Origin of the sequence: Nocardiopsis sp. NPDC057823 (genome assembly GCF_042797335.1) — a bacterium.
Taxonomy (GTDB): Bacteria; Actinomycetota; Actinomycetes; order Streptosporangiales; family Streptosporangiaceae; genus Nocardiopsis; species Nocardiopsis changdeensis.
Window position 1 is genome coordinate 50,805 of record NZ_JBHVLR010000020.1, and the last position, 13,268, is coordinate 64,072.

General features: G+C 74.3%; 13 protein-coding genes. 8 read left to right on the forward strand and 5 right to left on the reverse strand.

Translation table 11 applies throughout. The annotated features are described in order from the left end of the window. Positions 1-29: 29 nt before the first annotated feature. The 3 genes from ACFVNO_RS25890 to ACFVNO_RS25900 all read right to left on the reverse strand — a co-directional run bounded on the left by ACFVNO_RS25890 (position 30) and on the right by ACFVNO_RS25900 (position 1,241). Positions 30-203 (reverse strand): DUF397 domain-containing protein, encoded by a 174-nt coding sequence (locus ACFVNO_RS25890; RefSeq protein ID WP_355257308.1) that lies wholly within the window; start codon positions 201-203, stop codon positions 30-32. 112 nt (positions 204-315) lie between these two features. Continuing rightward, positions 316-483, reverse strand: coding sequence for a DUF397 domain-containing protein (locus ACFVNO_RS25895; protein ID WP_220564468.1), 168 nt, complete (start codon positions 481-483; stop codon positions 316-318). Further along, positions 480-1,241 (reverse strand): Scr1 family TA system antitoxin-like transcriptional regulator, encoded by a 762-nt coding sequence (locus tag ACFVNO_RS25900; RefSeq protein WP_355257305.1) that lies wholly within the window; start codon positions 1,239-1,241, stop codon positions 480-482. The genes ACFVNO_RS25895 and ACFVNO_RS25900 overlap by 4 nt, the downstream gene beginning before the upstream one ends. An 89-nt stretch (positions 1,242-1,330) precedes the next feature. On the opposite strand from ACFVNO_RS25900, the gene ACFVNO_RS25905 reads away from it, so the two are divergent. Continuing rightward, the gene (locus ACFVNO_RS25905) at positions 1,331-1,621 is read left to right on the forward strand and encodes a hypothetical protein (protein WP_378896320.1); all 291 of its coding nucleotides are present in this window, start codon (positions 1,331-1,333) and stop codon (positions 1,619-1,621) included. A gap of 149 nt (positions 1,622-1,770) precedes the next feature. Beyond that, positions 1,771-2,007: a hypothetical protein gene (locus ACFVNO_RS25910; protein ID WP_220564470.1), complete on the forward strand. Its 237-nt coding sequence runs from the start codon at positions 1,771-1,773 to the stop codon at positions 2,005-2,007. 42 nt (positions 2,008-2,049) lie between these two features. Here ACFVNO_RS25910 and ACFVNO_RS25915 read toward each other — a convergent pair whose 3' ends face one another. After that, on the reverse strand, positions 2,050-3,036 hold the full coding sequence (locus ACFVNO_RS25915) for an L-threonylcarbamoyladenylate synthase (protein WP_378896323.1): 987 nt from the start codon (positions 3,034-3,036) through the stop codon (positions 2,050-2,052). A gap of 297 nt (positions 3,037-3,333) precedes the next feature. Here ACFVNO_RS25915 and ACFVNO_RS25920 point away from each other — a divergent pair, with 297 nt between their 5' ends. After that, on the forward strand, positions 3,334-3,651 hold the full coding sequence (locus ACFVNO_RS25920; protein ID WP_378896326.1) for a hypothetical protein: 318 nt from the start codon (positions 3,334-3,336) through the stop codon (positions 3,649-3,651). Between the two features lie 10 nt (positions 3,652-3,661). Here the strand turns inward: ACFVNO_RS25920 and ACFVNO_RS25925 are convergent, their stop codons facing one another. Further along, entirely contained in the window at positions 3,662-4,363 is a 702-nt protein-coding gene (locus ACFVNO_RS25925; RefSeq protein ID WP_378896329.1) for a DUF4184 family protein, read from the reverse strand. 253 nt (positions 4,364-4,616) lie between these two features. On the opposite strand from ACFVNO_RS25925, the gene ACFVNO_RS25930 reads away from it, so the two are divergent. The 5 genes from ACFVNO_RS25930 to ACFVNO_RS25950 all read left to right on the forward strand — a co-directional run bounded on the left by ACFVNO_RS25930 (position 4,617) and on the right by ACFVNO_RS25950 (position 13,249). Beyond that, entirely contained in the window at positions 4,617-6,479 is a 1,863-nt protein-coding gene (locus tag ACFVNO_RS25930) for a methylmalonyl-CoA mutase family protein (protein ID WP_378896332.1), read from the forward strand. Continuing rightward, positions 6,476-8,686 carry a methylmalonyl-CoA mutase gene (gene scpA, locus ACFVNO_RS25935; protein WP_378896335.1) on the forward strand — a complete coding sequence of 737 codons (2,211 nt, stop codon included), beginning with the start codon at positions 6,476-6,478 and terminating at the stop codon, positions 8,684-8,686. The genes ACFVNO_RS25930 and scpA overlap by 4 nt, the downstream gene beginning before the upstream one ends. A gap of 100 nt (positions 8,687-8,786) precedes the next feature. After that, a complete protein-coding gene (gene meaB, locus ACFVNO_RS25940) occupies positions 8,787-9,920 on the forward strand; it encodes a methylmalonyl Co-A mutase-associated GTPase MeaB (RefSeq protein ID WP_378896338.1) in 1,134 nt (377 codons plus the stop codon). A 273-nt stretch (positions 9,921-10,193) separates the two neighbouring features. Then, positions 10,194-10,562 carry an STAS domain-containing protein gene (locus ACFVNO_RS25945; RefSeq protein WP_220564485.1) on the forward strand — a complete coding sequence of 123 codons (369 nt, stop codon included), beginning with the start codon at positions 10,194-10,196 and terminating at the stop codon, positions 10,560-10,562. A 200-nt stretch (positions 10,563-10,762) separates the two neighbouring features. Next, entirely contained in the window at positions 10,763-13,249 is a 2,487-nt protein-coding gene (locus ACFVNO_RS25950) for a PEP/pyruvate-binding domain-containing protein (RefSeq protein ID WP_378896342.1), read from the forward strand. Positions 13,250-13,268: the final 19 nt, after the last annotated feature.

Here is a 13,268-nt window from a genome sequence, read left to right on the forward strand (position 1 = left end):
TGAGGGCGGTTCCTGGTGTGCGGAGGTGGTTACTTCTCAGCGGCGAGGGCCGCGAGCCACTCCGAGGAGGGGAAGGTGAGGTGTCCGGCGGCTCGGTTCTGGGTGTCGCGGACATCCGCACCGCAGGTGTGCTCCCGGGTCTCCACGCAGTTCGCCCCTGTAGAGCTGTAGCTGCTCTTGTGCCAGTCGGTCGAGGACTTCATCGACGCTCCAGAGGGAGGGGGTATGCGGGTCGCCTGGAGTATCCCCCCACAAGTGGCCGTCCACGCATGGCGAAGGCCCCGAGTGGTCGCCCGGGGCCTTGCGTGGGGGTGGTTACTTTTCAGCGGCGAGGGCCGCGAGCCACTCCGAGGAGGGGAAGGTGAGGTGTCCGGCTTCGCGATTCTTCGTGTCCCGTAGAGCCACCATGTCCGACTGCATCCGGCACTCCGCGCAGTTGGGGGAGTCACCCGAATAAGTCGATTTGAACCAAGAGTCGTTCACAGTAGTTCCTTCAATGCTGCGGTGGTCTCCCGGGAGGGGAGAGCGGCGGCGAGTGCCGAGGAGACCATGCCGAGCAGCGCCGAATGATCACTCCGCTCAGCGATCACCGTACCGCGTGACCAGTCCCCGACGACCGCCACGTCATCACCGGCCAGATGGAAGACCGTTGTGGCGCTACCTGGTACGAGCAGGATGGAGCCGCGGGGCACCAGGTGCACGATCACTCGACCCGTCTCGATCCAGTCAAGCAGGGCTTTTGCTTGTTCGACCTGAATCTCTCGGGGGAGTGCGTCCAACACAAAGAGAGGAAAGACGGCTGTCACCCGAAGCTTCGGCAGTTGGTGCAGTCGTTCGCATCGAAGTGCAGTAAGTCTCGTTACCTCCTCTTCGGTCATCCAGGGGCGTGCGGCGCGGAACAGCAACGACGCTAGCGAGGGGCACTGGAGGTAGCCGGGAACCATGCCTGGGGAGATGACCGTGGCAGCGCGTGCCTCCGGCTCGATGCGAGACAACGACCTCGCCCAAACCGGGATGCTGAAGCCGTCCTTCGCCTCCTGGTGCCTGGCCAGCAGGGTGCCATCGCATCCCAGGATGCGGTCGAGTGCCTCGGCGTTCTCCCGCTTGGGCAGTGAGCCCGAGTTTTCCCACCTATTCAGGGAGGAAAGCGACAAATTAGCTGATCTCGCGAGCTGGGTCTGCGTCAATCCCGCCGCTTCCCGAGCAGCGGTCAAAGCCTCTGCGAATATGCCGGGGGTCATGCAGGAAAGATACCGGCAGGGATGCCGGGAGCATCTGGGATTCTTGGAATTCGCTGTGAGACCAGGCTGGGAGACCCGACGCTGGATTCATGATCGGAACCCACAGGCCCGTCGCAGGGCACTTGGACTCGGACAACGAAGTGGCAGTGCTGGCGCTGCGTTCGGCGCTGCGCCGCCGGGGGATCGCCTCAACGGACGGCGACCTCCCCCTCTCCGTTCGCGCGGACTACGACGGCAGGCGGGTCACCGTCCGCCTGACAGATCAGCAGTGGTGGCGGCCGATGCCCGGTGAACCGGGCATCACCATCCCCCTCGCCCGCCAGGGCGCCGAGGACGACCTCGCCCGTCGACTCGTCTCCGAACTCCTGGGGCGGCTGTGAACGCCGACGAACCCCTCACCTGGGCCGAGTTCATCCGCCTCACCCGCCCCCGCACACCGCCGATCCCGCGCCCGCGCCCGGCGGAACAGCCCCCGCTGCCCCGGCGCCGACGCTCTTCTGCACCCGAAGACCCCGGAAGGAAGCCCGTCATGCCCGCCCACACCGACACCCGCCCCGCCCGGTGCGGCCGGCCCGCCACCCGCCTCCAGAGGGAGCGGGCCGACGAACTCTTCGACCTGCTCTCCTCGCTCCTCCGCGACGCCGCCGACCCCGATGCCGACACCGCCGCGCTGCTCCGCGCGGCCGACCGGGCCTTCGAGGCCCTGCACCGCCACCTCAGCCGCGGCGGCGCCCTCCCCCAGCCCTGGCGCGACGCCCGCCACTGACGGCGGGGGTGTCCCGGCGGCCGGTCCGGCCGCCGGGGGCGTTCACCCCTGTGCGGACGGCCGGGGCCCGGCGGCGCGGCGCAGCCGGTTGGCGATCGCGAACCCCAGCCCCTCCTCGGACGGCAGGGAGGCCACGATGACGTCGCACCCGCTCCCGTCGAGTTCGCGCAGGAACCCGTAGAGGCCGCGCGCGTACTCGTCCATGGAACCGGGGACGGCGACGACGGCGTGCGCCCCGGCGGGGGCCTCCCCGGCCCCGGGGGGCAGCAGGATCCCGACCCCGTTCCCCTGCTCCCTCAGCCGCTCGGCCTCCCCCGCCACCTCGTCCGGCGCGACCAGGACGACCCGAGCGCGCGGCGCGTAGTGCGAGGGGTGCTGGCCCGGCACCCGCACCGGGCTCGCCGAGGGCGCCGCGACCGGGCGCCCCAGCGCCTCTTCGAGGGCCTCCCTGGTGACACCTCCCGGCCGCAGGATGCTCGGCGTCCCGCCCGTGACGTCGACGATGGTCGACTCGACGCCCACCTGGCAGGGGCCCCCGTCCAGCACGAAGCCGACGTCGGACCCCAGCTCCTCGCGGACGTGCCCTGCCGTCGTGGGGCTGACCGAGCCGAAGCGGTTCGCGGACGGAGCCGTGACGCCCCCGCCGAAGGCGTCGAGCAGCGCGAGCGCGGCGGGGTGGTCGGGCACGCGGACGGCCACCGTCTCCAGCCCGCCGGTCACCTCCAGGGGCACGCGCGGGCCCCGCCTCAGGACCAGCGTGAGCGGTCCCGGCCAGAAGCGCTCGGCCAGCACACGGGCCGTGTCCGGGACCTCCCGGACCCAGTCGCCGAGCCGCGCGGCGGAACCGATGTGGAGGATGAGCGGGTGCGACGGAGGGCGCCCCTTCACCTTGAAGGTGCTCGTGACGGCGTCCGGGTCCTCGGCGTTCGCGCCGAGACCGTAGACGGTCTCGGTGGGCAGCGCCACCAGTCCGCCGGCGCGCAGCACGCGAGCCGCCTCCTCGATGTCGGCGGTGCTCCACGTGGTCACCGTTGTACCTCCCCTTGTTCCGTGGCGGCCCCGGCTCTTCCGCGGACGGCCGCGCGGCGTGCGCCTGCGGGCTCGGGTCCGGGGGACGGGGCGGGGCGGCGGTGCCGGGACCGACGCTCCGCTTCAGGGTACAAGCAGGTGGAACCCGTTCCCGGCCGTCCCGGAGGCAGGCCGGTCCGGAGGGGAGCCGGCCGGGGCGGTGGTGCCCGGTGGCGCCCGCAGGCACCTCGTTTCCCCCTCCCCGACCGGAATGCGGAAGAGTACGGGGTGCCACCCCCCGGCTCCGAGGAGAGAACCATGACCCCCACCCAGATCGTCCGCACCGTGGCCGCCGCCCTGATCGCCGGCGGAGCGGCCCTCGGGCTGATCCCCAGTGGCCGGTGCGGGGCGGGCTGGTGGTCGCCCCTGTACGGCGACGGGACCTCCTACGGGTGGTTCGGCTACTCGTCCCTGGACGGCTCGGGCATGCCCGCCGTCCTGCCGCACGAGATGTGCGAGGCGGCCACGGCCCCGGTCGCCTCGTGGGCGATCGCGCTGGTCGTGATGGGGGCGGCCCTACTGGCCGGGGTGTGGTTCACCACCTCGTACACGCCGAGGCAGCGCCCCCGGCAGTGATCCCGGGGGCTCACGCGTTCCCTCGCTCCCGCCACCGGCGGGCCCACCAGTACAGGCTCCAGGCGGCCGCCCCCGCCCCCGCGCCCGGCACGGCCCCCAGGAGGACGACCCGCACGAGGTCGTAGCCACTGGCGAGCGCGTCGCCCGCCGCCAGGCGGGACACCGCGCCGCCCACCAGGGCGCAGGCGGCGATCGCCGCGAGCGGGACCCAGCGGGCCCGGACGGCCGGCCGGTCCCGGAGGACCCACCACGCGACCGCCGCCAGCCCCAGCACCGAGCTGGCGTACATCAGCACGTTGTAGAGCTTGTGCGGTTCCACCACGGGCGTCTGGAGCACCGGGAGGAGCTGGACCCCCGCGCCGCCCGGGTGCGTGAACGCGTCCCACACCATGTGCGTGAGCGCGCCCACCGCGATCGCCGCCGCGCCCCGGGCCGCGCCCCGAGCGCTCGGGGCGGGCGGCGGCCCCGCCTCGCGCCCGACCAGCGCGGCCAGGGGCGCCCGCAGCGCGTACGTCCAGCAGGCCCACACCGCCCCGCCCAGGAGCACGACCAGCGGCAGCCCCAGCGGGAAGTGGGTCGTGGACGCCCCCACCGGCACCGGCAGGTAGTACGGGAGGTCGGGCACCATGGCGCCGACGACCAGCGCGGCGGTCGGCAGCCGGGTGCGGGCGAAGGGCAGGACGGCCGCCACGTGGGCCGGGGTGAAGGGCATCAGCGGCCCTCGGCCGACGCCCGCGGACGGGTTCTGTTCCAGGCCATCGCCGCACGCTCCTCCGACTCCGCCGGTCCCGGGCCGGGCACCGTTCTTTCCAGCGGTATAACGCCGGGCCCGCCCCGCCGGTTCACACGGGGGCACCGCCCTCCGGTCATCGAATGCCCGGGCAACGGTCACGTCTGCGTCCGCACGTGCCCTGGGCCACACCCCGGCGCCCCGTCACCGAATCCCGTTCTCTACCATCCGGAGTATGGACGTCCAAGAGAGCGGCGCCGCCGGATCCGGCGCCCCCGACCTCGCCGAGGGTTTCCCGGTCGCCACCCCTGACCGGTGGCGGGAGCTGGTCGCCGGAGTACTGCGCAAGAGCGGCGTGCCCGAGGAGCACCTCGCCGACCGCCCCGAGGCCGTGCTGGCCACCCGCACCTACGACGGCTTCGACATCGCGCCCCTGGCCACCTCCGAGCCGCCCGCCGCCGACCCCGGCCACCCCGGGCTGGCCCCCTTCACCCGCGGCTACCGGCCGGCGGCCGCCGGCGGCTGGGACGTGCGCGCCCGCTACCTGGAGTCCGACCCCGAGGTGCTGCGCCGCCGCGCCCACACCGACCTGATGAACGGCGTCTCCTCCCTGTGGATCGCCGTCGGCGACGGCCACCTGCCCGCCGACCGCCTGGACGCCGCCCTGACCGACGTCTACCTCGACCTCGCCCCCGTGGTCCTGGAGCCCGGCGCCGCCTACCGGGAGGCCGCCGACGCCCTGCTGCGCGTCCACGCCGACGCCGGGGTCCCCGACGCCCGGATCATCTCCCACCTGGGCATCGACCCCCTCACCGCGGCCGCCCGCGCCGGGGCCCGCCCCGACGTCATGGACGCCGCCCGGTTCGCGGCCGACCGCGCCCGGGACCGCCCGGGCCTGGGCCTGGTGACCGCCGACGCCACCCTCGTGCACAACGCGGGCGGCTCCGACGGCCAGAGCCTGGGCTGGGCCGTCGCCTCCGGGACCGCGCTGCTGCGCGCCCTGGCCGCCGCCGGGATGGACGTCGCCGACGCCGCCGGGCGCATCGAGTTCCGGATCGCGGTCAACGCCGACCAGTTCGCGGGCATCGCCGGGCTCCGCGCCCTCCGCGCCATGTGGAACCGGGTGCTGGAGGTCGGCGGCGTCCCCGCCCACCGCCGCACCATGCGCGTCCACGCGGTCACCTCCGAGGCGATGCTGACCCGCCGCGACCCGCACGTGAACATGCTGCGCACCACCGTGGCCTGCTTCGCCGCCGGGGTCGGCGGGGCCGACGCCGTCACCGTCCTGCCCTACGACGCCGCTGTGGGCCTGTCCGACGACTTCGCCCGCCGGGTCGCCCGCAACACCCAGGCCCTCCTCATCGAGGAGTCGAACCTGGCCCGGGTGGCCGACCCCGCCGGCGGCTCCTTCCACGTGGAGGCGCTCACCCGCGACCTCTACCTGGCCGGATGGGCGTTCCTCCAGGAGATCGAGGCCTGCGGCGGCGCCGCCGAGGTCGTCGAGGACGGCTGGCTGCGCGAACGCGTCGACGGTATCTGGGAGCGCCGCCGCGCCGACCTGGCGCACCGCCGCGCCCCGCTGACCGGGGTGAGCGAGTTCCCGAACCTCGCCGAGGAGCCGCTGGAGCGCGAACCCCTCCCCGAACACGAATCCTGGTTCCCGCTGCGCCGCTACGCGGGCGACTTCGAGGAGCTGCGCGACCGCGCGGACGCCGCCCCCGACCGGCCCACCGCGTTCCTGGCCACCCTGGGCCCGGTCGCCGCGCACACCGCCCGGGCCTCCTTCGCCGCCAACCTGCTGGCCGCGGGCGGGATCGCCGCCCACCAGCCCGGCCCGCTGGAGTCCGCCGACGACGCCGCGCGCGCCTTCGCGGAGTCCGGCCTGCGGGTGGCCGTGCTGTGCTCCTCCGAGAAGCTCTACGCCGAGCACGCCCCGTCCGTGGTCGCGGCACTGCGGGACGCGGGCGCCGAACGCGTCCTGCTGGCGGGCGCCCCGCGCGAACTCGGGGTGGACGCCTTCCTGCACCAGGGGTGCGACGCCGTCGCCCTCCTCACCGAACTCGTCGACCTGACGGCCCCGAAGGGGGAGGAAGCATGATCCCCGACCTGTCCACCGTGGCCCCCGGCGAGCCGGAGCCCTCCGGCGACGGCGCCGCCTGGGCCGCCGCCGTCGAGGCCGCCACCGGCAAGGCCCCCGACGCCCTGGAGTGGGAGACCCCCGAGGGCATCGCCGTCAAGCCGCTCTACACCCCGGCGGACCGCGCGGGCCTGGACTTCGTCGACGGCCTCCCCGGCATCCCGCCGTACCTGCGCGGCCCCTACCCGACCATGTACGTCAACCAGCCGTGGACCATCCGCCAGTACGCGGGCTTCTCCACGGCGGAGGAGTCCAACGCCTTCTACCGCCGCAACCTGGCGGCCGGGCAGAAGGGCCTGTCGGTCGCCTTCGACCTGGCCACCCACCGCGGCTACGACTCCGACCACCCGCGCGTGGCGGGCGACGTGGGCATGGCGGGCGTGGCCATCGACTCCATCTACGACATGCGCCGGCTGTTCGACGGCATCCCGCTGGACCGGATGAGCGTGTCCATGACCATGAACGGCGCGGTCCTGCCGGTCCTGGCGCTGTACATCGTCGCCGCCGAGGAGCAGGGCGTCCCGCCGGAGAAGCTGTCCGGGACCATCCAGAACGACATCCTCAAGGAGTTCATGGTCCGGAACACCTACATCTACCCGCCGCAGCCGTCGATGCGGATCATCTCCGACATCTTCGCCTACACCTCGCAGCGGATGCCGCGGTTCAACTCCATCTCCATCTCCGGCTACCACATGCAGGAGGCGGGGGCCACCGCCGACCTGGAGCTGGCGTACACGCTGGCCGACGGCGTGGAGTACATCCGCGCCGGGCAGCGCTCCGGCCTGGACGTGGACGTGTTCGCGCCGCGGCTGTCGTTCTTCTGGGCGATCGGCATGAACTTCTTCATGGAGGTCGCCAAGCTGCGCGCCGCCCGCCTGCTGTGGGCGCGGCTGGTCAGGGACCTGGGCGCGGTCCGGGACAAGTCGCTGAGCCTGCGCACCCACTCCCAGACCTCGGGCTGGTCGCTGACCGCCCAGGACGTGTTCAACAACGTGGCCCGCACCTGCGTGGAGGCGATGGCCGCCACCCAGGGCCACACCCAGTCTCTGCACACCAACGCCCTGGACGAGGCGCTGGCGCTGCCCACCGACTTCTCGGCGCGCATCGCCCGCAACACCCAGCTCCTCCTCCAGCAGGAGTCCGGCACCACCCGGTCGGTCGACCCGTGGGGCGGCAGCTACTACGTGGAGCGGCTCACGCAGGAGCTGGCGGCCAAGGCCTGGGGCCACATCACGGAGGTCGAGAAGGCGGGCGGCATGGCCGCGGCCATCGACGCGGGGCTGCCCAAGATGCGCATCGAGGAGGCGGCCGCCCGCACCCAGGCGCGCATCGACTCCGGGCGCCAGCCCGTCATCGGCGTCAACAAGTACCGGCCCGACAGCGAGCAGGCCATCGACGTCCTCAAGGTCGAGAACTCCAGGGTGCGCGCCAGCCAGCTCGACAAGCTGCGCCGCCTGCGCGCCGAACGCGACGAGGACGCGGTGCGCGCCGCCCTGGACGCCCTCACCGCGGCGGCCGGGCGCGAGTCCAGGGCCGACGCCGACCTCACCGGCAACCTGCTGGCGGCGGCCGTGGACGCGGCCCGCGCCAAGGCCACCGTCGGCGAGATCTCCGACGCGATGGAGAAGGTGTTCGGCCGCCACTCCGGTCAGATCCGTACCATCCAGGGTGTGTACCGGAACGAGGCGGCGGGCAGCGCGGACGCGGCGGATCTCATGGAGCGGGTGACCCGCCGGGTGGAGGAGTTCACCGAGGACGAGGGGCGCCGCCCCCGCATCCTGGTGGCGAAGATGGGCCAGGACGGCCACGACCGCGGCCAGAAGGTCATCGCGACGGCGTTCGCCGACCTGGGCTTCGACGTGGACGTGGGCCCGCTGTTCCAGACCCCGGAGGAGGTCGCCGTCCAGGCGGTCGAGGCCGACGTGCACGTGGTGGGGGTGTCGTCGCTGGCGGCGGGGCACCTCACGCTGGTGCCCGCGCTGCGGGAGGAGCTGGCCAAACTGGACCGCGAGGACATCATGATCGTGGTCGGCGGGGTCGTCCCCCCGCAGGACTTCGACGCCCTGCGCGAGGCCGGGGCCGCGGCGATCTTCCCGCCGGGCACGGTCATCGCCGAGGCGGCCGTCGACCTGCTCGACCGGCTGGAGGCCCGGCTGGAGCAGGAGTGAGCGGCGCTCCCGGAGCAGGGCGCGCCGGCGGGGCCGCCCGGGCCGGCCGGAGTCGCGGGCGGCGTCCGGGGTACGACGGTCGGACGGGGACGCGGAACCGATGACAGACGAGGAGGCGGGCGTGCGGCGGACACGACCGCGCAGGCCGGTGGACGTGGCCGCGCTGGCCGAGGGGGTGCTGGCCGGGCACCGGCCCACCCTGGCGCGGGCGATCACCCTGGTGGAGTCGCGCCGCCCCGACCACGCCCGGGACGCCCAGGACCTGCTGGTGCGCCTGCTCCCGCACACCGGCGGCGCCCACCGGGTGGGCATCACCGGTGTGCCGGGGGTGGGCAAGTCCACGTTCATCGACGCGCTGGGCACCCGGCTGACGGGGGAGGGCCACCGGGTCGCGGTGCTGGCCGTGGACCCCTCCTCCACCCGCTCGGGCGGCAGCATCCTGGGCGACAAGACCCGGATGGCGCGCCTGGCGGTGGACCCGAACGCGTTCATCCGCCCCTCGCCGACCGCCGGGACCCTGGGCGGGGTGGCGCGGGCGACCCGGGAGACCATGCTGCTCATGGAGGCGGCCGGGTTCGACGTGGTGCTGGTGGAGACCGTGGGGGTGGGCCAGTCCGAGGTGGCGGTCGCCGCGATGGTCGACTGCTTCCTGTTCCTCACCCTGGCCCGCACCGGCGACCAGCTCCAGGGCATCAAGAAGGGCGTGCTGGAGCTGGTGGACGTGGTCGCGGTCAACAAGGCCGACGGCCCGCACGCCGAGGACGCCCGCAAGGCGGCCCGGGAGCTGTCGCGGGCGCTGCGGCTGCTGCAGCCGGTCCACCCGCGGTGGCGGCCGCCGGTGCTCACGTGCAGCGGGCTCACCGGCGAGGGCCTGGGCGAGGTGTGGGACACCGTCCGCGAGCACCGCAAGGTGCTGGAGGACGACGGGGCGCTGGCCGAGCGGCGCAGCGGACAGCGGGTCAGCTGGATGTGGGACCGGGTCCGCGACCGCCTGATGGACGCGTTCCTGCGGCACCCGGAGGTGGCGGCGCGCATCCCGGAGCTGGAGCGGGAGGTGCGGTCGGGGGAGACCACGGCCACGCTCGCGGCCGACGGGCTCCTCTCGCTGTTCACCGAGAGTGATGCCGGAGGGGCGGCGGAACCGCCGGCGGAGCCCGGGGCGGGGGCCGCCGGGCGGTCCGCGGAGCCGGGCTCCGGGAGCTTCGGGAGTAATGGGTCTCATATCGTGAAATGACCTAGAGTCAACGGGCGATTCCGGGCAGGCCGCGGAGGGTTCGTGCCCCCGAGGCGAAAATTTCTTCCGAGATGCCATTCCCGAACGCCCGCGCGGCTTATACCGTGTGTGTCCAACGACTTACCGGACACGCGGACGCGCACGTTGCTTCCCTCCCCGGTCGGCCGGCCCCGTGGGAGTGGGGGCGGACCCGGTGGGCGCGGCCCGCGCGCCTGCGTATGGTTAAGCGAAGGGACCCCTCGCCTTCTCAACGTGGGGTCGGGAGGAGTGAACGTGCACAGGCTCGGACTGAGCACAAGGGTGGAAAGCCGCAGCGTCATCGTCGCGGTCGAGGGCGAGCTCGACATCGCGACCACCAACGACCTCCAGGAGCACGTCCGGTCCGCGATCGAAGACCACGGCCCGTGGCTGATCCTGGACATGTCGGGGCTCGACTTCATGGACTCGAGCGGCCTCAACGTCATCATCAACGCCTACCGCACCGTCCGCGAGCGGGACGGGGCGCTGGCGCTGGCGGCCCTCAACGAACGCGTCACCAAGGTCGTCCGCCTGGTCGGCCTGCACCGCCAGGTCCCCGTCCACCAGACGGTGGCCACCGCCGTCGCCGCCATGGAGGCGCTGGAGAAGCGCCAGGCCGGCTGACCCCGCACCGACAGCCGCACACCGACAGCCGCACACCGACGGACCCGCACGGCCGGACGCCCCACGACGTCCGGCCGTGACGTCTGCCCGGGCGTCCGTGCGGCAGGACGCCGGTACGCGCCGCCCCGGCGGCGGTTGGCCGACCTCCCCGCGGGCACAAGGACCGGCAGGACACCACCGCGGAAGAGGGAGGTGGCGGAATGCCGGTTGTTCTGCCCCTGGAACGGATCGGCGCCGGTGACGGCGACCTGGCGGGCGGCAAGGCCGTGGGGCTGGCCGGGGCGATCGCCGCCGGCGTGCGGGTCCCCGGGGGCTTCTGTGTCACCACCGAGGCCCACCGCGACGGCACCGTCCCCGCCGACGAGGTCGCCGCCGCCTACGAGGCCCTGGGCGGGGGACCGGTGGCGGTGCGCTCCAGCGCCACCGCCGAGGACCTGCCCGACGCCTCCTTCGCCGGGCAGCAGGACACCTACCTCGACGTCGAGGGGGTCGACGACCTGGTCACCGCCGTCCGCCGCTGCTGGGACTCCCTGTGGACGGACCGGGCGGTCGCCTACCGCCGCGACCGGGACATCGACGACGCGTCCGTCCACATGGCGGTGGTCGTCCAGCGCATGGTCAGGCCCCGGGCCGCCGGGGTGCTCTTCACCGCGAACCCGGTCACCGGCACCCGCGGCGAGACCGTCGTGGACGCCGTGCCCGGCCTGGGCACCGGTGTCGTGGACGGCAGCGCCGAGCCCGACCACTACACGGTCCGTCCCGACGGCGGCGTCACGGCCCCGGCCGGCGGCTGCCTGTCGGTGGCCGAGGTGGAGGAGCTGCACGCGCTGGGACTGCGGCTCCAGGAGCACTTCGGGGCGCCGCAGGACGTGGAGTGGGCGATCGACGCCGACGGCGTCCTGTGGACCCTCCAGTCCAGGGCGGTCACCACGCTGTTCCCCCGGCCGCCGGAGCACCCGGACGGCCCGCGCGTGTACTTCGAGGGCGGCCACATGCAGGGCCTGCTGCGCCCCTGCACGCCCATGGGCATGTCCGGGCTCAAGGTCGCCGCCGCCGACTGGTTCCGGACGGTGGGGGTGCGGATCGACCCGTACGCGCGGACCGGCTTCCTCACCGAGATCGGCGGGCGCTTCTACCTCGACCTGACGCCCTTCGTCCGCAACCGGTGGATCCGCGGGACCCTGCCGGAGGCCGTGGAGCTGTACGGGCCGCGGGCCAGGGAGGCGGTCCGGTCCCTGCTGGACGACCCCCGGTTCGCCCCGCGCCGGATGCGGCTGCCCGGAGCGGGCGCGCTGCTCGGCGCGGTCCGCACCGCGGCCGGGGTGCTCCCGATGGCCGGCGGGCTCGCGGCCGGTACGGTCGCGGCGCTGCGGGACCCCGCCGCGGCCCGGGAGCGGATCCTGCGGGCGGGCGAGGAGGCGCGCCGGGCCGTGTCCCGCGGCCCCGGGCCCGGGGCCACCGCGCACGAGCGCCTGGAGTACGCCGAGCACGTCCAGGCACCCGTGCTGGCCGAGTTCATGACACCGATGCTGGGGCCGCTGTACGTCGGCATCCTCGCCGGGCGGATCCCCGAGGGGCTGCTGCGGGGCATCGCGACCCCGGCGGAGGTGGCCGCGGTCCTGCGGGGCATGCCCCACAACGTCACCACCACCATGGACCTGGAGCTGTGGGGCGTCGCGCGGGCCGCGGCCGCGCACCGGGAGGTCTTCGCCGAGACCCCGCCGGAGCGACTGGCGGAGCTGTACGCGTCCGGGGACCTGCCCGACATCGGCCTGGGCGCCTTCCTGGAGCGGTACGGCCACCGGGCGGCGGCCGAGGTCGACCTCGGGGTCCCCCGCTGGTCGGAGGACCCGGCGCCGCTGTTCGCCGCGATCGCCGGGTACCTGCGGGTGGACGACCGGGACCAGGCCCCGGACCGGAGGTTCGAGCGCGCGGCCGCGGAGGCCGAGCGCACGCGGGCCGGACTCGTGGCCCGTGCGCGCGCGAGCCGCCCGGTGCGCGCCAGGGTCGCCGACCTCCTCTTCGACCGGGCCCGCGCGCTCGGCGGGATGCGCGAGTACCCCAAGTTCGTGTGGCTGTACGCCATCGCGGCGAGCCGCCGGGAACTGCTCGCCGTGGGGGAGGAGCTCGTCGGACAGGGGCGCCTGGAGCGCCCCGACGACATCATGTTCGTCGACTTCCGGGAGGCGCGGGACCTGCTCGACGGCGAGGACCTGCGCGGTGTGATCGCCGAGCGCAGGGGGTTCCACCGCCGCGAGCAGCGGCGCCGCCGGGTGCCGCCGGTCCTGCTGTCGGACGGCACCGACGTGGAGGTGACGCTGCCGCCCGATGCGGGGGCGGACGGGCCGGGGGTCCTGACCGGGGTGGCGGCCTCGCCGGGCGAGGCCACCGGGCGCGCCCGGGTGGTCCACGACCCGGCGGGCGCATCGATCGAGCCGGGGGACATCCTCGTCGCCCCGACCACCGACCCCGGGTGGACGCCGCTGTTCATGACGGCGGGCGGTGTGGTCGTGGAGACCGGCTCGACGGTCGCGCACGGGCCGACCGTCGCCCGGGAGTACGGCATCCCCTGCGTGATCTGCGTCCCCGGGGTGACGGAGAAGGTGCCCGACGGCGCGGTGATCACCATCGACGGCTCCGCGGGGGTCGTCCGCCTGGAGGGGGACCGGGAGGCCGCCGACACCTGACCCCGCGGGGGTGCGTACG

Excerpts from the sequence above, each read along its gene's own strand:
- ACFVNO_RS25890 (WP_355257308.1), bottom strand. The coding sequence starts at position 203 with ATGAAGTCCTCGACCGACTGGCACAAGAGCAGCTACAGCTCTACAGGG.
- ACFVNO_RS25900 (WP_355257305.1), bottom strand. The coding sequence starts at position 1,241 with ATGACCCCCGGCATATTCGCAGAGGCTTTGACCGCTGCTCGGGAAGCG.
- ACFVNO_RS25905 (WP_378896320.1), top strand. The coding sequence starts at position 1,331 with ATGATCGGAACCCACAGGCCCGTCGCAGGGCACTTGGACTCGGACAAC.
- ACFVNO_RS25910 (WP_220564470.1), top strand. The coding sequence starts at position 1,771 with ATGCCCGCCCACACCGACACCCGCCCCGCCCGGTGCGGCCGGCCCGCC.
- ACFVNO_RS25920 (WP_378896326.1), top strand. The coding sequence starts at position 3,334 with ATGACCCCCACCCAGATCGTCCGCACCGTGGCCGCCGCCCTGATCGCC.
- ACFVNO_RS25925 (WP_378896329.1), bottom strand. The coding sequence starts at position 4,363 with ATGCCCTTCACCCCGGCCCACGTGGCGGCCGTCCTGCCCTTCGCCCGC.
- ACFVNO_RS25930 (WP_378896332.1), top strand. The coding sequence starts at position 4,617 with ATGGACGTCCAAGAGAGCGGCGCCGCCGGATCCGGCGCCCCCGACCTC.
- scpA (WP_378896335.1), top strand. The coding sequence starts at position 6,476 with ATGATCCCCGACCTGTCCACCGTGGCCCCCGGCGAGCCGGAGCCCTCC.
- meaB (WP_378896338.1), top strand. The coding sequence starts at position 8,787 with ATGACAGACGAGGAGGCGGGCGTGCGGCGGACACGACCGCGCAGGCCG.
- ACFVNO_RS25950 (WP_378896342.1), top strand. The coding sequence starts at position 10,763 with ATGCCGGTTGTTCTGCCCCTGGAACGGATCGGCGCCGGTGACGGCGAC.